Here is an 18729-nt window from a genome sequence, read left to right as displayed (position 1 = left end):
GCGGCGAGGTGTTCGGCCCGGTCGGGCAGGCGCAGCAACAGGTGTTCCTGGCACAGCGCCGCCAGGTTCTGAAGCGGCCCGGTGAGGCGTTGCGCCGTGACCACGACGCGCAGTCCGACCGGCAGTCCGTCGCGAAGAAGGCTCGCGAGGCATTCGAGCGCCGCCTGCCGGTGGTCGGGCTCCCAGCGGGCGCAGACCGAATCGAAATCGTCGAGGAACAGGAGCCTCGAGCGGGCGCGGCGGTCCGGGCCTGCACCGGCCTGAGCGGTGCGAACCCGGCCCGCGCCTCCCCGGTCGATCCAGCGGCGCGCCTCGGTGAGGGCGTCCCAGACCGCTTCGACGTCGGGATTCGGCCAACCGACCCACGAGTGCGCGGCGCGTGCCTGGGACGCGAAAACGGCGAGCACCGAGGTCTTGCCGCTGCGCGCTCCGCCGAGGACGAACATGTTGCCGTCCCCTGGACCATACCGGGCCACGCCGTACCGTTGCCGGTCCGGCTCGTCGACCAGTCCGAAGCGGAATTCCGGTTCGCCGCCCGGGGTCCTGTCCGGCGCATGGAGCTCCGAATCGGGCCTGCCGAGGTCCGGAAGCCCCTCGAGGTCGGCGAGGTCGGCGAGGGCCACCACGGCGGGGAGCGGATCGAGCCACGGTCGGCGAGGGTGCCGGGGCGGCACGACGCCTCCGTCCCTGGCTGAGCCCGCGACCGCAGCCAGGGCCTCGATCTCCGCGCCCGAGGTGACGGCGACCTGGCAGGCCTCTGGGCCGCCATCCCCCAGCGCGATCAGGCAGCGACCGGGAACGGCGGCGGCGATGGCGGCCGCGGCATCTGTCCCGAGCACCGCCTGGCTATCCGCCGCGTTGTTGACGCGCAGGGAGATCCGGAGCGTGCAGTTGGCGAGCAGCGCGTCCCGTACGACTCCGGCGGGGCGCTGCGTGCACAGCACGAGGTGCACACCCAGCGAGCGTCCCCTGGCCGCAATATCGACGAAGAGCGCGTGCAGTTCCGGAAACGACGCGAGCATGGTCGCGAACTCGTCGACGACGATCACGAGCCGCGGCAACGCGGGCCTCTCCGGCGACGCCGGCCCGCCGAGCGAACGCCATTCGGCGAGATCCCTCGCACCCGCTGCGGCGAGCACCCGCTCGCGGTGACGAAGCTCCGCTGCGAGGCTCGCGAGGGCGCGCTCCGCCCGGTGCCCGTCGAGGTCGGTGACCAGCCCGACACAGTGCGGGAGAACAGCGAGCGGGCGGAACGCGGCACCGCCCTTGAAGTCGATGAGCAGGAAGGTGACCTCGTCCGGCGAGCGATCCGCGGCGATCTGGCTGACCCAGCTGACCAGCAGTTCGCTCTTGCCGCTCCCGGTGGTGCCGCCGACAACGGCGTGCGGACCCTGGCCGACGAGGTCGAGCGTGACCGGCCCGTCGGCGCCGATACCGATCGCGCACGCGAGACCGTCCCGGTCCGCCGCCACCGCGGCGAGCGGATGCCCGGTGATCGCGGCCAGCTCGGCGCGCGTCACCCGGGCGGGCAGCGAACGATGCCCACCGAGAAGACCCGCCGTTGCCGCACGCTCTCGGAGCAGCCGGGCGAAGCCGATCGCCTGTTCCCTCGTGACGAACTCAGGCCGGAAGTCCGGGCGCTGGGACGACCCCCGACGAGACCCCTGACCCGCGGAGCTCCCCGGGCTCCCGGGGCTCCCCGGGTGCTCGGATTCCGCAAGGAAGAGCACCTCGGCCTTCGTTGCACTGTGAAGACGCACGACCGTCGCGCAACCGGGCGGCACGTCGACGAGGTCCGTGGCCAGCAGCAGCCACGGCACCCGCCGGTGTCCCTGTCGCGGTTCGACGGTGGGAGCGTGGTTGCCTGCGACCGGCATGTCGGTGAACCGAAGCAGCACGACCTTCCGGGCTGCCTCCCCGGGGCCTCTGCGGTCCGCGGGCCCAACGGTCTCCGCGGGACCCGCGTCTGCCACGCCGCCCGCCCGGGTCGTGTGCGGCAGGGCCCCTGTCCACGCCCAGTCGTCGTCCGGTTGATCCGAAACGACCGGTTCCAGGGCGAAACGGTCGGGTGCCAGGGCGAATGCGAGCTGCACGAGCAGCGCCCGGGCGAACGCGCGCACGAGGGCGGTGGGCCCGACGAGCGCGACGCCGCCAGAGGCATCCGCTGTGACGGGTGCGTCCAGGAGCGTGGCGGCCCAGGCTCGCAGCTCCCGCTCCGAGCCGGTTCCCTCGAGACGGATACCGCTCGCCGTGCTACCCGATCCCAGCACCACGGGTACTGCGCCCCCGGCCCGGGATCTCCAGCGGGATGCCCGGTCCGGCGTCTCGAGGAGCTGCGCCGCCGACGGGGTCTCCTGCCAGCGCCGCAGCCGCAGCTCGGTGTGGCGCTCGGTGACCGCGTTCCGCAGCTCGGCGAGAGCCGCGGAGTGCGCGGCGGCATCGCGGCGGCGGGTGCGGCGTGCGGCTCGGCGCCCGTCGACCACGCTCGCCACGGCGATCACCGGGCCGAGCACGGCGAACACCAGCACGAACGCTGAACCGGTCACGAGCCAGATCACGCCGGCCGCCACGAGGGGTGCCAGCGAGGCGATCAGGGGAAACGCGGCGGGAACGGGTTCCGTCGGGGACGCGGGCAGCGACAGCGTTTCGTCGGCGAGGAAGAAGTCGGTCACCCGGGTAGCAGAGCACCGGAACGAGATCAGGACAGGCGGCCGACCGCATCCGTGCACCGGGGACCGGATGGCCCGGGTGGTGAGGAGCGTCGAGGACAGGCCGGAGAGGCCGGAGTGGCCGGACTGGCCGGACGTCTCAGCTGACCTGGAAGTACTGGTCACCGATCTCGACGCGCGATCCGCGCGGCACGAGATAGCGGCGGCCGGGCTCGCACCGCACCATCGTCGCGTCGGGGCGGCGGATGATGGTGCCGTTGCCGGAGAAGCGGTCGCTGACCCAGAGCTCGCCGTCATGTTGGCCGAACTCGAGGTGGGTCTTCGACACCGACATGCCCGGATCGATGATCTGCACAAGACGGTCGAAGTGCTCGCTCGGTTGCGGCATCGGCCGGCGTCCGATCAGGCCGGTGCCGCGCACTTCGAGGTCCTCCCCTGTGCTGAACTGCAGCACGAAGGCACCGCCCGTTGTCGGGGCGCCACCGCCGGTGAGGGCGACGTGGGAACCGTGGGTGTGCGCGCCCTGTCGGGACGGACGCGTGGGGGTAACGGGGTGCAGGCGACGGCCCGGCGCGAACGGCGACGACGATTCGATCTCGGCTTCCGCTTCGGCTTCGGCTTCGGCTTCGGCTTCGGCTTCGGCTTCGGCTTCGGGTGCCGGCACGGCGACGGGCGGGCCGGACGCCCCAGGCTCACCGAGCACGCCGGGACCGGCCGCAGCGGTGGTCACCGGAATCGAGACAACGGTCGGGCGGGGTCGCAGCGGCTGGATGATCGTCGTGTCGTTCGGACGCGGGTCGTGACGCTTGCGGGTCTTCGGGGTCGCCTTCGTAGAACTGCCGCACTCACCGCAGAACATGGCGCCCGCGCTCAGCGGTGCCCCGCAGATCAGGCAATTCACGAAACGACTCCTTCCTTTCGCCGGTCCCGGTCGGGTGTGGAAACCCGGTGCCCGCTCGGCGTGCCCCGATTCGCAGGTGGAACGGATGCCCTTCCAGCGTAGCGAGCGAACGAGCGCAGCGAAATGAGGGCTCGGAACCGGTCCCTGCGGGTGCGTCCCGCGGCGAGCGCGGACCGCAGGTCTTCGACCATTCTCCAGATCTGGTCAGCGACGCCGTCGCTCGGCCGTCCGGGCGCGAAAACAGCCCGGTCCACCGCGACCGCCGCCGCAACAGGCGGCTCCCCGCCGACCGCCTCGGCCAGTTCGAGGCGGGTCGCGCCGACCGGCACATCGATGCCGAAGTCCGCCGCGGTGTCCGCGAATTCGCGCCAGCCGCCGCGCACCCGGTCGAGCGTTGAGCCCCTCCCGCGGCGGAGCCTGCGCCGACGGGCCTTCGCGAGGATCACGACGAGGAACGGGCCGGCGATGACGAGGGCGGCGAGCAGCGTCCAACCGGTGATCGTCAGCACGGTGACGAGCAGCGCCAGCAACGGCGACAGCGGTGCCGGCGGCGTCTCCGCGGCATTCTCCGGAGCGGCGGGATCCCGCTGCTCCGTCACACTCGGGACGAGCGGCGGCACGACGGTCTGCGGTCGCGAGACGATCTGGGGCCGGTCCGGCTGCTTCTCCGGCACGTCGCGCACGGCGGGAGTGGGGTCGATCGTCACCCAGCCCTCCGTTGCCGTCTGGACCTCGATCCAGGCGGAGACGTCGGCCCCGTGCACGATCACCGGCGTTTCCGACGCGTCGGCGGCTCCGAGCGCCTGGGGGGCGAATCCCATGACGACCCTGGCCGGGAACCCCAGCCGCCGCGCCAACAGCGCGGCCGCGACGGCGTACTGTTCGGCGTCCCCGAGCATGGGCTCATCGGTGAAAAGCTGACTGATCCGGTCCAGACCGTGGCCAGACCGGCTCACCGGCTCGTCCTCACCGATGCCGTGACTCACGTAACCATTCGCCTTCAGCCCGTCCAGCATGGCCTGCAATTGCACGCCGGGCGGGTCCCCGGCGCGAACGTATCCCGCGAGCGCCCCTTCGACGGAGTCGGGTAGCGCTTCGAGGGCCGGGAGGGCGGCCGTGCCCGGCGTCAGCGTCGCGAGCGACCCGGGAACCCGTGGCACGACCGCGGTGGCCGTGTAGGTGTCGCCGGAGGCGAGTCCCCCGAGGACGGCAGCGGTCCCCGTGCCGTCGTTGTAGTAGAACGCATCGGCCCGGGCCGTCCCGGTCTCCCCGCTGAAGCGGATGCGTTCGAGTTGCCCGGTACCCGGGACCCAGACGCCCGCGTAATCGTCGATGGTCACGTCGATCGACGAGGGGTCGCCGGAGACCCCGCTCTGGTCGAGCCGGTCGGGCAGGCGGGTGAAGAAGTTCGCTGCGCCGTCGAGGGAATAGACGATTCCGTTGTAGGAATCGAGGGCCGCGAGTCGCAGCCGTCCCCCGGCCGGCAGGCCGGTCACCGACAGCATCACGGCATCGGACCGCCCGGGCTGCAGGTAACTGCGGAATTCGCTCAGCGGGCTCGGGTAATCATTCGGGTCGAAGGGCTGCTGCACGCGGGCCCGCACGACATCCCGGGGCACCTGCACAGGGAAGGCCACGGCCGCCGCGGTGCCGACCCCGATCGCGAGGGCGGCGATCAGCGCGGCCGAGAGCACCCCGCGGGCCGCGGTGAGCCGGCGACCGGCCCGCGATTCGCGGGTGCGCGCGGACTGCCGGGCACCGGAGAGGGCGAGGAGCGCCCGCCGGCGTGCCGCGCGTTGCCAGAGCAGCCAGAACAGCAGCACGACGAAGAGAGCGAGACCGGTCTCGATCGGCGCTAATCCGACGGTCGGTCCGAGGCCGATCCCGGCGACATAGAGCGCGATCGGACCGAACGCGCCGAGCTCGCCGACCCGTGCCCTGAGGGCGATCGAGAGTCCGGCGACGGTGCTCGACAGGACGAGGATGAGGGCCGGAACCAACAGGGCCTGGTACGAGCCGACCGGGAGCACGATCGTGACGAGCTCCTTCCAGCTCAGTGCGGTCGCCGCGGCGAGGTCCCCGAGCCCGGCGAGGGTCGGCAGGACGCCCCCGGTCGCCTCGCCGGGGATCGCAAGCGGCACGCCGACCAGGAAATACACCGCGATCGTGACGAGCGAGACCAGCCACGCCCGCCAGCGGAATACCGTACCGAGGATCGCGATGCCGGAACCGAGCAACGCGGTGACGACGACGAGCACCACGAATTCGCGGTTCCCGTAGACCGGCCAGAGAGTCACGGCCGCGACCATCGTCGCGAGCAGCAGCGCGGCCGTGTTCCCGACGATGAAGGCGGCGGATGCGCGGGGCTGCACTCTCCCGGTCACGCGGCAACCCCCTTGGCGAGGCTCTGCTGCAGGTCTTCGAGGAAGCCGATGGTGAGAACGCTGAGCTCGGCGACGCGCCGGAGGCTCGGCACGGACTCTGTCGCGCAGACGACGGCCACGACTTCGACCCCGCCGGGGAAATGCGTCGCCGCTGCGCGCAGCTCGGCGAGGCTCACCGTTGAGCCGTACACGAGGAAGGCGACGGAAACACCGGCGACGGCATCCGCTGCGGACTGGGCGAGCGCGCCGAGCGGCAACGCGTCCGCCGTGCGATCCACTCGGCACAGGTCGTCGAGCAGGCGGGTGATCGTCAGGGTGCTGAGCCTTTCGGCGGCGGGACGCCGCTTCGTGCCTGCCCGGTTCGGCCGGTGCTGCACCTGGTCCCGGCCGGCCGCACCCGTGCGGGCTGCGGCGGGTGCAACGGTGCTCGTGACGACGGACACCGTGCGTGCGTCGCGGATCGCCCGCACCCCGAGCGAACCGGCGACGCTCACGGCGAGTTCGAATTCCTCGTCGTCGGCGTAGTCGTCTGCGGCGAGGCTCAGTGCGACCAGAAGGTGACTGCGCCGGGACTCCTCGTACTGGCGCACCATGAGGCGGCCGGTCTTCGCGGTGCTCTTCCAGTGGATGCTGCGCCGTTCATCCCCCGGCACGTATTCGCGCAGGGCATGGAAGGACATGTCGAGGTTGGTGAGGTCACGGGTGGGGTTTCCCTCGAGGTCACGGATGAACCCTGTGCTCATGCTCGGAATCGGGAGGGTGCGCGGGTGCACGAAGAGATCGACACGTTCCGCCCAGACGAGTTCCCGGCGCACGAGGCCGACCGGGTCCGCGCGCACCGTCCGCACCGGCCCGATCGGGATGATCCCGCGCCGCACGGTCGGGACGATGAAGACGTCCTCGAAGCTTGCGCCCCTGGCGAGCCCGGGCATGGCGAACTCGGCGAGGCCGAGGCCGACGGGAACCTCGACCCCGACGCCAGGCAGCCGGCGGCCGGTCGGGTTGCGCACGATCAGTTCACCGGGAACCCGTTCCCCCACGACGACCCGGTCCACGGGAACCCTGAGCCGGATCTGGTACGCGGTCCGCCCGAACAGGAAGCCGAAGGAAGCCAGGACGAGCGCGAGTCCAGCCCAGCCGAGCACCACGAGTTCGGTCCAGCCGAGCAGGTAGCCGGTCGCGAGGGCGACGGCGGCGGATGCGAGCACGCTCCAGCCGAGGACCGTGACGACGGCAGTGGCGAGCCGCCAGGTCGTCGTCAGCAGCGCACCGGTCGCCAGGACGGCACGGACCGAGTGCACGAGCAGCACGGCGAGACGACCGTCGGCGGTGTCCTCGCCGAGGCCGTTCGGACGTGCGCCGCCCAGATCGCTCACGCGGCCTGCCGGTCTCCCGGCGGAGGCGTCTCGATCAGGATGCGCGCAACGATGCTCGAGGGTGTGACACCGTCGAACTCGGCCTCCGGATCGAGCAGGAGCCGGTGCGCGAGGACCGCCTCTGCGAGCTGCTTCACGTCGTCGGGAATGACGTAGTGCCGCCCGTTGGCCGCGGCGAGGGTCTTCGCTGTGCGGATGAGGGCAAGCGCCCCGCGCACGCTCGCGCCGAGGCGCACCTCGGTGGTCGTGCGCGTCGCGTCGACCAGGCGGGAGACGTAGTCGTTGATCGAGGGGTCGACGTGGACCGTCCTGGCGAGCGCGGCGAGTTCGACGACCGTCGCGGCAGAGACGACGGCGGGGATGACGACCGCGTGCGCACGCCGTCCGGCACCCTCGAGGATCCGGATCGTCGAGGCGTGGTCGGGATAGCCGATCGAGGCCTTCATGATGAACCGGTCGAGCTGGGCTTCTGGCAGCCGGTAGGTGCCCGCCTGCTCGATCGGGTTCTGGGTGGCGATCACCATGAACGGTTCGGCAACGGGGTGCGTCACACCGTCCGCGGTGATCTGCTCCTCCTCCATCACCTCGAGCAGCGCCGCCTGGGTCTTCGGGCTCGCGCGGTTGATCTCGTCGGCGAGCACGATGTTCGCGAACACGGGACCGCGGTGGAATTCGAAGGCGCCGTTGCGCTGGTCGTAGATGCTGACACCGGTGATGTCGCCGGGGAGCAGGTCCGGGGTGAACTGGATCCGGTTGCTGGTGCCCTGGACGCTCTGCGCGATCGCCCTGGCGAGGCTCGTCTTGCCGGTGCCTGGCACGTCTTCGAGCAGCAGGTGACCGCCGCTGAGCAGCGCGGTGAAAGCCATCCGGATGACGTGGTGCTTGCCGAGCAGCACCCGTTCGACCCCGGAGACGAGCCGTTCGAAGACCTCGGCGAATTGCGCGGCCTCCCCTGCGGTCATCGTGGCGGCGGCCGCCTGCTCGGTCGAGTTCGTCGGGGCATTCATCGGGCCGGTCCTTCGGATAGTCATCTCAGTGTCTTTCGGGTCTTCATGGGAACAGTCTCAACAGTTTCATCGATCTCATCGGTCGTAGTTGTACACCGGGTTGCCCGTGCCGAGCCCGAGGTCGACGGAAACAGCGAGGCGGGCCGTGCCTGCTGCTGCGGGAGCGGCGATAGTGCAGCTGGTGGGGCCACCTGCCACGGGCGCCGTACCCGGGTCCGTCGGCACCGAACAGCTGTATCCGGTCGTGTATGCGCCGTTGTCCGGGCCGTTCGTCCAGCCGAAGACGCCGGTTGCCGGGTCGTAGGCCAGGCCGGTCACGGCGAGGCTGACGGATGCCGCCGGTGCCGTCATCGTCGCGGACCAGGCCCCACACGTGCCCCAGGTGGCCGAGGTGTCGCACGCGCGCACCTGATAGCTGAACGGTGCGCCGAAGACCGTCGGGGTCAGCAGCTGGCGTGGCAGGGCGGTCGCGGTGAAGGTCGCGCTCGCGCCGGGGGTCCCCGTCGCGGCGTCGACGGCCCGGACTTCATAGCCCGTGACGCCGGCGCCCGGGCTGACCGGCGTGATCTGCAGGTCGTATGCCGTGTCGTGCATCCCCATCGAGGCTCCCGGGTCGGTGACCGCGCCGGGAGTCGACTGCACCTGAACGGTGGTGACCTGGCTATTGGTGCAGCCGGCCCTGTTGTATGCCCAGACCACGAAAGAGTACGAAGCGGTGTCCGAGGTGAGTCCGGTGAAGTCGACGCTCGTGGCGCCTGCTCCGAGGTTCCTGAGCTCGGCGACGTTCGCGCCGGTGTGGGGAACGACGACGGTGCCGGGGGCCGGGGAGGTGACCGTGCACGCCTGGTTCCCCGTCGGCACCGTTCCGTTCGTGAGGCGTTGCACGAAGTATCCGCCGACGGGGTCGCCGGAACCGGAGAAGGCATCCCACGCGACGTGGACGGTGCCGGCGGCACCGGCCGATGCGGAGACCGCGCCGGCCGTCGGCGCACCGTAAGGCGTGCCCTGGGTCGAAGCGGATGTCCACGCTGAGAGGGCGGGATATGACTCGTTGCGGGCGCTCACGCTCACCGGAACGAACGCGCCGTTGGCGAGGCCGTTCACCGTGAGCGAGCACCGGGTGGCCCCGCAGCCAGGACCCGTCGCGTTCACGGCGGGCTGGGCCGTGCCGTTGACGGTGACCAGGTAGTCCGTAATCGGGGAACCCGCACCGTTCGGAACGGGTGCCCAGCTGATCGTCAAGCCGCCGTTGAGCGGCGCGGCCGCGAGATTTCCGGGCGCCGACGGCACGACATCGGACCAGACGGTGTCGGCGAGCGCGGTCGTCGCGCCGAGGCCGAGGCCGTTGCGCGCTGCGACAGAGACGCGGACAGCGTTGGCCCGCCCGTTGCCGCCGGTCGGGACCGTGCACGAGGTCGCCTGGCAGGTGGTGGTGCTGATCGCTGCGCCCGTCACGGCATTCACGAGGGTGATCTCGTAGCCGGTGACGGCGGAGTTGTTGGCGGCGCCGGGGTTGAAGGCGACCGCGAGACGGGTGTCCGAGAACCCGGTCACGGAGAGGCTCGTCACCGGGTCCGGCCGGTCCTGAACCGAGATCCGCACGGTGCCCCAGGCGTACCGGTTCGGGTCGTTCGTCGCGTCGGCGACCTCGTACTCGAGGTTCGTGTCCGCCGCAGCGGCGTTCGCTGCGACCTGCACGCTGAGTGTGCTGTTGTCGGCGCTCGGGGTGATCCTGACCCCGGCAGGGATCCCGGCACCGCCGAGTCCGCGCACGGCGACGACCCGGAGCGGGACCTGTGGGAACGGGTTGGCCGCGCCGTCGTTTGCGAGCACGTCGACGACGGTCGTCTGGCCGCGGGGGGCGATCGCGACATCCGCCGCCGGGATGGCGAGCGGCCGGGTGGACGCGACGACACTCATCTCGATGCGCCCGGCCCGACCGGGCGTACCGCCGGCCGAGACGCCGATCGTGATGGACCCGTGGCCGCCCTGCCCACCCGAGGCCGGCAGCGTCGTGGTCCTGGCGTGCAGTGTCAGCTGCTGGCCATCGAGCGAGTAGTCGAATCCGACCGGTTTCGGGTCGAGCACCGAGTACACGAGGGAGGCCTGGTCGTTCGGGTACGGGTAGGACGTCAGTTTGGACAGGTCGATGACCTTGGTCTGGTCGGGTTCGAAGTCGAGTACGGCGCCGTCGAAGGCCGGCGGCTGGTTCGCCTGCGGCGTCACCGTGATCGGGAGAACGATCGTGGCCGTGTGGCCATCCGGGTCTCCTGCGCCGGTGCCGTCCGTGACGACGAACGACACCGAGGCCGGACCGTAGTACTGGTCCGCGCTCGTGAAGGCGATGCTCGTGTCCGAGGTGGCGAGGTCTGCACCGTTGGACCGGGTGGCGTGCACGAGGCTCCGGTCGGTGAGGCGCACCTGCTTGCCGCCGACGGCGACGACGTAGTCGTTGATCGGGATGGTGAGGTTGGCGCCGCTCGCGACGGTGAGCGCGGGAACGCCCTTCCGCAGTTGCGGCAGGGCGTCGGTGTACCCCGGCACCCAGATGAACGCGAGGGCGGTGATGCTCGCGTCGTCGGGGTTCGCGACCTGGAACGGGATGATCTGGCTCGTGGCGTGCACGGTCACCCGGACGCGCTTGGCGTCTGTGACCCTCGCGGAGTCGGCCCAGGACTCGGGGACGCTCAGCGCCAGGCCGCGGGCCGGCCCGTCGGCGAAGGTCACGTTGGCGAGAACGTCGACGTCGACGGTGCCGCCCGCGAGCACGTCGGAGAGGGTCAGGTGGGTGTCCCTGGCCTCTGGCCTGGCACGCGGGGCATCCGCACGCACGACGACGGTGAGGAATGTCGAGCTGGTACCGCCGCGCTCGTTGCTGATCTCGTAGATGAAGCCGAACCGGCCGGGTGTCGCAGGAGCCGTGACCGCGATGGTGTCCCCGGCGATCATGGCCGTGCCGTGGTCGGCCGCGAGGTCGGCAGGGGTGCCGCTCGGTTCGACCGCGCTGATCGTGAGCCGGCCGCCGTCGGGGTCCGAGTCGTTGGCGAGCACGTGAACGGAGACGGTGCTTCCCGGACGCACCACGACGTCGTCGGGGGCCGCGACAGGGTTGCGGGCGCCGTCGAGGCGCGGGCTGATCCCGATCCGCACGGTGCCGATCGCCCGAGCGCCGAGGGCGTCGACGACGGCGTAGCTGAACGTGTCGGTTCCTGCAGAGTATTCCCCGGCCTGGTACCGGAACGTGTCCGTCCCGTCCGCGGTGACGGATCCCTTCTCCGGGTTGGTCTCCTGGCCGACGAGCTGGACCGAGTCGCCGTCAGGGTCGATCCCGGTGAGCGGGATCGACACTTCGACGGTGCCGCCGGAGAGCACCCGCGCGGTCACCGTCTTCGGGACGGGCGGATTGTTGGTGCTCGGGTCGGCTTCGCGCACCGAGATGCGCACCTCCGCGTTGGCATACTGGCCGTCGGGGGCGTTCACCCGGTACACCGCGGTATACGTGCCGGGGGTGGCCGGCGCGAGGTAACGCAGCACGGTTCCCGCGGCGAAGAGCAGGCCTGCGCCCGGGGGCAGGCCGGAGGCGAGGACGGGGTCCAGGGTCAGCGAGTCACCGTCCGGCTGTTCGTCGTTCGCGAGGACCGGGATGTCGATGGTGTCGCCGACCCGGACGGTCGCGGTGTCCGCAACGGCGATCGGGGCCTGTTTCTGACCGAGCGCGGGGATTTCGACGACGGTGACGGTGCCCTCGGCATCGGCGAGCCCGTTGCTGATCCGGTACCCGAAACTGAGCCCGCCGTCCGGCAGCGGACGGGTCAGGGTGACCCGGAGGATCCGCTGGTCGAGGATCTCGATCCGCATGCCGCTGGACGCCGGCACGTTCATCGTCCCGGTGATCAGCAGCACTCCGTTCGCAGGGTCGAAGTCGCTCGCGAGCACGTCGACGAGGGTGGCCTGCTGGCCTCGGATGAAGGCCGTGTGGGGAACGGTGACGGGGGTGCTGTTGGCGTCGGCGGCGGGAGCGACGTCGACGCGCACCCTTCCCGTCGCGGTGAGCTGCCCGTCGGTGACCGAGTACTCGATCTCGTGGACCCCCGGGGTGCTGCTCAGGAACCGGAACGCACCGGAGGCGAAGTCGGGGGTGATCGTGGCATCCGGCTTGGCGGGGACGCTCGAAAGCCGCAGCGGCGCCGACCCGCCGCGGGCGTGGTCGAGCGGGGACACCGAGACTTCGGCCCCCGCGGTCGCGAGCACGATGAAGGAGTCAGCAACGATCGGCACGGCGCCGCTCGCGCGCACGGAGACGGTCAGCGAGCCCGTGCCGAGCAGGCGGCCGTCGGAGACGCTCAGGCCGACCCGTTTGTCATCGGCGTTCGTGCCGGCATCCGTGAAAACGACGGCGCCTGCGGGGGTGAAGCTCAGCAGGTCGGGGCCCGCGGCGGACGCTGAGGCGAGGTAGACCGGGTCGCCGTCGGGGTCGATCCAGTCGCCGAGCACCTGGCTTGTCACCCGGCCGCCGGCACGCACGGTCGCGTGGGTGGTCCGCACCTGCTCGGGAGCGGAGTTCTCCCCCGGCGCCCTGAGAGTGACGGTGACGGTTGCGGATGCGCTCCCGCCACGGCCGTCGTTGATCGTGTATCCGAAGCGAAGCTGACCGGTTGCCGCCTCCGCGACGGTGAGCTGCACCTGCTGGTTGTTGCCGACGAGGTCGAGCCGGCCGTCGGTCGCATCGATCGGTGTGACCGATTCGATCACGAGCACGTCCCCGTTCGGATCGGAGTCGTTGAGGAGCACGGGGAGGGTCACGATCCGGCCGGGCCGGGCTCCGAAGGAGTCGTCCACGGCGACGGGCGGGGCCTGCACCTTGTCGTAGACCGGAGGGGTGTCATCGCCGTTGGTCTCGATGCGCTGGGTGTCCGGGGTCGTGTCGATCAGGTCGGCCCAGTTGTCGATCAGCTGGTTGTCGCGCTGGACCGCCCAGGTCGAACCGTTGTGCGCATCGTTCAGCACGAGCCCGGTGCCGTTGCGCCGGAAGGCGAGCCTGGCGTTGTCGTTGAGCCCGGTGAGGGTCGTCGTCGTGCCGGACTGCGTTCCACGGGAGCCTCCGGACGCTCCCGACGCCGAGCCGCCGGACCCGGCGTCGCCGCAGTCGCGCCAGGCCGTGCCATCCGACCAGGCGGCATAGGCGCACTGTCCGGCGGTGTCCGGGGCCGCCGCTGTGCCGTTCCGGCCGCTGACGAGCACGGTCGGGGCGCCGCCGGAGAGCGGGACGGCGACGAGCCCCTGCTCGTGGGCGATCAGCACGCGGGAGCCGGAGAGACTCGGCTGCTGCAGGGCGGGGGCGCCGCCGTCGACGATCAACCCGGACAGGTCGACGTCCCTGCCATCGAGGAACAGGTGCCGCGAGGTCGCGTTGAGCAGCGCCCAGGCGCCGTTCACGCTCGTCAGCTGATAATCGTCGCCCGGCGACCCCGCGCTGAGCGTCTGGCTCGAGGTGACCGTTCCGCTTCCGGAGGGCGCCTGGGCGAGGGCGCCCGTCGCGGGAGTGAATGAGACCAGGGTTCCGGTGTCGTCAACGCTCACGACCGAGCCGGCGCCGAGGGAGAGGGTCGGCGCGGTCGCCGTGTCGAAGCTCGCGAGCCGGCTCGTCGGGGTCTCCCAGACCTCGCCGTTCGAGGCGATCAGGGTGCGGGTTCCTGCGAGGAACACGGCGGGCGCCCGGGGCGGCAGTGCAACGCTGCGCACGATCGTTGCCGTGGCCGGGTCGAGGATGTCGAGGGAGCTGTTGCCGGTGTCGAGCACGAGGACCGTCGCTCCGGACTGGAGCACGTCGAGATTGGAACTCTCGCTCGTCACGACCGTGTTGAGTTCCATCACGGCCGTGTTCGCCCGGCCGACAGCCTGGCGGGTCTCGTTGGTGACCCAGACGGCGGCATCGCCGAGGTCAAGACGCTGGGCGGTGTACCCGCCCGACACGACAGCGGTCGTCACGACGAGGGCCAGGACGAGCGTTCCGCCGAGGGCCGTCGCCCACGCCGAGCGGTGCGCAGCGAACTGGCGGGAGACCCAGAGACGGATCACGAAGCGTCGCCGCCTCTGGTCAGGTCACCGCGCGTGCTTCCGGTCACGGACCCACCGGCGTCGACGCACTTCTCGCCGCTCGCGCCCCCGGTGCGCCCGTCCCGGTTCACGGCGACACTTGCGCAGACCCTGGCCTGTCCGTGCGGGTCGACGCTGAACTCAGTGCCCTTCTGGATGCTGCTCTCTCCGGTGCGGAGGGTGATCACGTAGCTGTCCCCCCGGGCGATGCCCGGGTCAGCCCAGCCGAACACGACCATGCCGTCCCGCAGCTCCCCGGAGACATTGCTCACGGTCGGCAGCCCTGGCGTCGCCTGGTGCGAGAGCGCCGACGCCGTAACGACGGCGAGAACGACGATGACGATGGATGCCGCAACGAGCGCCCAGACGAGCACCGAACGCCGCCAGACCCCCGGCACCGAGCCCCTGGCTGTGCCGCGGGACCTGCCCCTGGCCGTGCCCGCGCTGCCCGCAGTCCCCGCCGAACCGTCGAACCCAGAGGGGCTGCGCGCGCCGGAGGTGTCGGCGAGCGCGCCGGCCGCCGAACGGCGCCCTCGTGGCGCCTGATGCACCCGGCGGCGGCGCGGCTCCTGGTACGCATTGATCGAATTCACGGCGGAGATGCGGGTGCGGTCGTCGTCGTCGACGCCGTTCTCAGCGGCCCAGTCCTCGTCGGCGACCTCGAGCCGGGTGGGGAGGAGGCCCAGTTCGGCCTCGACGGACTGCAGCTCCCTGATGAGCTCGAGCATGCTGCCCTGGCGCGACTCCGGACGCCGGGACATCGCGCGCTGGAGGATGAGCTCGAGCCTGCCCGGGGCATCCGAGCGGCCGATCGCCGGGACCCTGGCCTTGTTGATGCGGGAGATGAGCTGGGCCGAGCTGTTCTCGGCGCCGGGAATCTCGAACGGCGAATGACCGGCGAGGAAGGAGTACAGGGTGGCGCCGAGGGACCAGACCTCGGAGGCGACGGAGCCGGAGACCTCGTCGAGGAGGACTTCCGGAGCGGACCAGGGGATGGACAGCCCGACCGCTTCGACGTTTCTGGCCTCGCTCACCGTGGCCGCGATGCCGAAGTCGCCGAGAACGGCATGCCCGTAGCGGGTGACGAGGATGTTCGAGGGCTTGAGGTCCCGGTGCAGCATGCCGGCCTGGTGCGCGGCCTGGACGGCGTTCGCGATGGTGATGCCGACCTGGAGCACTTCAGGGACGCCGAGAGGCTCTGTGCGGTAGCGCTGGCTGAGCGCCGGAGAGCACTGTTCCATCACGAGGTATGGGCGTCCGTCGGCCGAGACGCCGGCCTGGAAAACGGTCAGGATCGACGGGTGCGAGCTCAGCGAGGCCATCAGGTTGGCCTCGGCCTGGAACAGCTGCCGGACCTGGTCGTTGACGACCTCGGCGAGGAGCACCTTGACCGCGACCTGTCGGCGCGGAAGGTCCTGCTGGTAGAGGAAGACGTCGGCGAAGCCTCCGGAGCCGAGCACCCGGAGGTAGGAGAACCCCGGCAGGTTCGGGGGCGTCGACGGTAATCGTCGCTGCATCGCGGCCTCCCCGTCTCGCTCTCGCCAATGGTCCCTGGACTGGTCCGTGAACGCGCATCGAACGGGTATCACGACTGGCGTCACTCAAGTTTAGGCAGTTGCCCCGCACGTGTCCGGGATGCTGCTCCCCCAACTCAGGGGGTGTCGAAATCAGTGCGTGTCGAGATGGCCGATGTCGAGCGGGCCGGTGTCGGCGTCCTGCGAGGCGGACGGGCCGCCGGTTCCCAGGTCCTCTTCACGGTCTTCGCTGTCTTCGATATCGAGGACGTCGAGGACGATCACCGTCACGTTGTCACGACCGCCGTTCTCGAGCGCGGCCTCGACGAGCGCCTTCGCGGCGTCGTCCGGGTCCGGGTTCGAGATCAGGAAATGCCGGATGCCGTATGCGGTGAGTTCCTTGGTCAACCCGTCGGAGCAGATCAGGAGGCGCATCCCCGGGTGCACAGGCAGCACACGGTAATCGGGGATCGGCGCCTCGTGGAACCCGACGGCGCGGGTGATGATATTGCCGTGCGGATGGACATCCGCTTCGTCGCGGGTGATCCGGCCCGCGTCGACGAGTTCCTGCACGACGGAATGGTCGATGGTGATCTGTTCGAGCACACCGGAGGTGAGCAGGTAGACCCGGGAGTCGCCGATGTTGAACACGACCCACTGGGGAGCGCCGGACACGAGGGTGAGTGCGGCTCCCGTCACCGTGGTCCCGGTGCCGAGGTCGGTCACGCCGACTCCGGACGCCATGTCCGTGACCGCGAGGCCGAGCGCCGCGTTGATGGCCGCATTCTGCGGCGAGTCCCGCCCGGCAAGTTCGGCGAGCCGGTGCACGACGGCCGCGCTCGCGACGTCGCCAGCGGAATGCCCGCCCATGCCGTCCGCGACCGCGAATATGGGCGGCGCGGATATCAGGCTGTCTTCATTGACTTCGCGGCGATGCCCGGTGTCGGTGAGTGCGGCCCACGCGAGCGAGACCGTCTTCTTCACCGAGGGGAAAGCGACCTCGAATCCGCCTGAGCCTTGACCAATCTGGGTCACGGGTGGTGCCTTCCACGATGTGCTGGGAAATACGGAGCCGACTCGGTGCCGCTCGCCGGGATGATCTCGATGATGTTATCGTCCCCGATGTCTATTCTCGTACCCGGAGGCACAGTTCGGGAATCGCCGGGACGGAGCCGCTCCCTGCGCCCGTCCGCGGAGACCACGATGGTGCCGTTCCGGGAGCCCGCGTCAGTGACGACGATGACGTCCCCCACCTGCCGGATGTCGACGTGGGTCGCGGACACGAGCGAGCCGGCAGAGACGACGGCCACGAGAGTGATGCCCGGCCCGACGGGGATGCGCGGCTGTGCGGGGCGCCTGCCCAGCCGATATGGACGGTCGAGAGGGAACTCACGGCCGTCGGACAGCCGGAACCGGGCGAGTGGCGGACGGAGGGCTGCGCCGGTCGCGGTGTCCTCGGTGTCCTCGGTGTCCTCGGTGTCCTCGGTCTCCTCGAGCTGGCGGATCACGGTGTCACCCGCCCCGCGGATCACCGTGTCGTCCGGCCTGCGGATCACCGTGTCGTCCGCCCCGCGGATCACCGTGTCGTCCGCCCCGCGGATCACCGTGTCGTCCGGCCTGCGGATCACCGTGTCATTCGGCAGGCGCATCGCGGTGTCGTCCGTTTCGGCCGCCAGGCCGCCTGGCGACCAGCGCGCCGTCCGGCCGACCACTGTGCCCTGTTCGTTCCCGGTTCCGCTTCCAGCGGGTACGGCGGCGGGCGCCGCCGTGTCCGGGGAACCGATCACGACGACGGTCACTGCGGAGAAATCGGCGAGGTTCCAGGGCCGGATGCCCTGGTCGGTGAAGCGTCGTGATCCGCCGACCGAAAACACGTCGACGGCGATCTGTCCGCGCACGACGACGGTCACGGCGGACTCATCCGCTGCTGCACGGATCACGAGCGCGAAGGACTCGAGTGCATCGGAGCCACCGAGCGGCAACAGTCCGACGAGGGCCTCTGCCGAGACGCTGGCGTCTCCGGCCCTGCTCGAGAGCGCCGTGACGAGGCCACGGGGCGCGTCGGTCGGGACCGCGGCGACGAAGGAGCGGCCGGCCACGAACATCCACTCTGGGTCCATGGGACTCCCTTCGTCCTCCTAGGATCTTCACCGTATCCCGAGTACGCGGATCCGCCGTGCGGCGCGGGGAGACCCCACGCACCGGCAAAACCCTCCGAGGTATGGAATCCGCAGCATTTGCCGTAAAAAGCTGCGGAATCGCTTGCGGGGGGAGGGTCTCGCTGGCATAATCGCTGGATGGTCGCAAACGGACGTACCACGCCGGGCAAGCCGGTACCCCTCGATGACGTCTCGAAGAAAATCATCGAGCAGCTGCAGGTCGACGGGCGCAGGTCGTACGCGGAGATCGGCAAGGCCGTCGGACTCAGCGAGGCCGCCGTGCGCCAGCGGGTGCAGAAGCTCACGGATGGCGGGGTCATGCAGGTCGTGGCCGTCACCGACCCGATGCAGCTCGGTTTCTTCCGCCAGGCCATGATCGGCATCCGTGCCTCGGGAGACACCCGGATACTGGCGGAACTGCTCGCCGCGATGCCGGCCGTTGACTACGTCGTGCTGACAGCAGGCTCCTTCGACATCCTCGTCGAGGTCGTCTGCGAGGACGACGATGAGCTCCTCGACCTGCTCAACTCCCAGATCCGCAACCTCGACGGGGTCAGGTCCACTGAAACATTCGTCTATCTCAAACTCCACAAACAGTTCTACAACTGGGGAACACGGTAAAA

The 18729-nt window shown here is 70.6% G+C and carries 10 protein-coding genes; 1 reads left to right on the top strand and 9 read right to left on the bottom strand.

The genetic code is table 11. The features are described 5' to 3' along the window. From QN357_RS02560 to QN357_RS02520, 9 genes are all read right to left on the bottom strand, one after another. A partial coding sequence (locus QN357_RS02560; RefSeq protein ID WP_323504417.1) for an FtsK/SpoIIIE domain-containing protein occupies window positions 1-2834 on the bottom strand: 2834 nt, incomplete at its 3' end. Next, window positions 2809-3570 carry an FHA domain-containing protein gene (locus tag QN357_RS02555; protein WP_323504415.1) on the bottom strand — a complete coding sequence of 254 codons (762 nt, stop codon included), beginning with the start codon at window positions 3568-3570 and terminating at the stop codon, window positions 2809-2811. The genes QN357_RS02555 and QN357_RS02560, both read right to left, overlap by 26 nt. Continuing rightward, window positions 3567-5954 carry a transglutaminase domain-containing protein gene (locus tag QN357_RS02550; protein WP_134559518.1) on the bottom strand — a complete coding sequence of 796 codons (2388 nt, stop codon included), beginning with the start codon at window positions 5952-5954 and terminating at the stop codon, window positions 3567-3569. Before QN357_RS02550 ends, QN357_RS02555 begins: the two co-directional genes overlap by 4 nt. Further along, window positions 5951-7330: a DUF58 domain-containing protein gene (locus tag QN357_RS02545; RefSeq protein ID WP_134445880.1), complete on the bottom strand. Its 1380-nt coding sequence runs from the start codon at window positions 7328-7330 to the stop codon at window positions 5951-5953. Before QN357_RS02545 ends, QN357_RS02550 begins: the two co-directional genes overlap by 4 nt. Beyond that, on the bottom strand, window positions 7327-8337 hold the full coding sequence (locus QN357_RS02540; protein ID WP_241975398.1) for an AAA family ATPase: 1011 nt from the start codon (window positions 8335-8337) through the stop codon (window positions 7327-7329). The genes QN357_RS02545 and QN357_RS02540 overlap by 4 nt, the downstream gene beginning before the upstream one ends. A gap of 75 nt (window positions 8338-8412) precedes the next feature. Next, a complete protein-coding gene (locus QN357_RS02535; RefSeq protein WP_323504412.1) occupies window positions 8413-14415 on the bottom strand; it encodes an Ig-like domain-containing protein in 6003 nt (2000 codons plus the stop codon). Continuing rightward, window positions 14412-15950: a serine/threonine-protein kinase gene (locus QN357_RS02530; RefSeq protein ID WP_323504410.1), complete on the bottom strand. Its 1539-nt coding sequence runs from the start codon at window positions 15948-15950 to the stop codon at window positions 14412-14414. Before QN357_RS02530 ends, QN357_RS02535 begins: the two co-directional genes overlap by 4 nt. A gap of 150 nt (window positions 15951-16100) precedes the next feature. Further along, window positions 16101-16982, bottom strand: coding sequence for a PP2C family protein-serine/threonine phosphatase (locus QN357_RS02525; RefSeq protein WP_416347604.1), 882 nt, complete (start codon window positions 16980-16982; stop codon window positions 16101-16103). Then, a complete protein-coding gene (locus QN357_RS02520) occupies window positions 16979-18067 on the bottom strand; it encodes an FHA domain-containing protein (RefSeq protein ID WP_323504408.1) in 1089 nt (362 codons plus the stop codon). The genes QN357_RS02525 and QN357_RS02520 overlap by 4 nt, the downstream gene beginning before the upstream one ends. A gap of 177 nt (window positions 18068-18244) precedes the next feature. Here QN357_RS02520 and QN357_RS02515 point away from each other — a divergent pair, with 177 nt between their 5' ends. Next, complete coding sequence (locus tag QN357_RS02515; protein WP_134445884.1) at window positions 18245-18727, top strand: Lrp/AsnC family transcriptional regulator; 483 nt, start codon at window positions 18245-18247, stop codon at window positions 18725-18727. Window positions 18728-18729 lie beyond the last annotated feature (2 nt).

This window comes from Cryobacterium sp. RTC2.1 (assembly GCF_035018685.1).
Lineage (GTDB): Bacteria > Actinomycetota > Actinomycetes > Actinomycetales > Microbacteriaceae > Cryobacterium > Cryobacterium glucosi.
The sequence above is the reverse complement of the archived record's forward strand: the minus strand, read 5'-3'. Positions and strand labels throughout refer to the sequence as shown.

Excerpts from the sequence above, each read along its gene's own strand:
- QN357_RS02540 (WP_241975398.1), bottom strand. The coding sequence starts at position 8,337 with ATGAATGCCCCGACGAACTCGACCGAGCAGGCGGCCGCCGCCACGATG.
- QN357_RS02530 (WP_323504410.1), bottom strand. The coding sequence starts at position 15,950 with ATGCAGCGACGATTACCGTCGACGCCCCCGAACCTGCCGGGGTTCTCC.
- QN357_RS02520 (WP_323504408.1), bottom strand. The coding sequence starts at position 18,067 with ATGGACCCAGAGTGGATGTTCGTGGCCGGCCGCTCCTTCGTCGCCGCG.
- QN357_RS02515 (WP_134445884.1), top strand. The coding sequence starts at position 18,245 with ATGGTCGCAAACGGACGTACCACGCCGGGCAAGCCGGTACCCCTCGAT.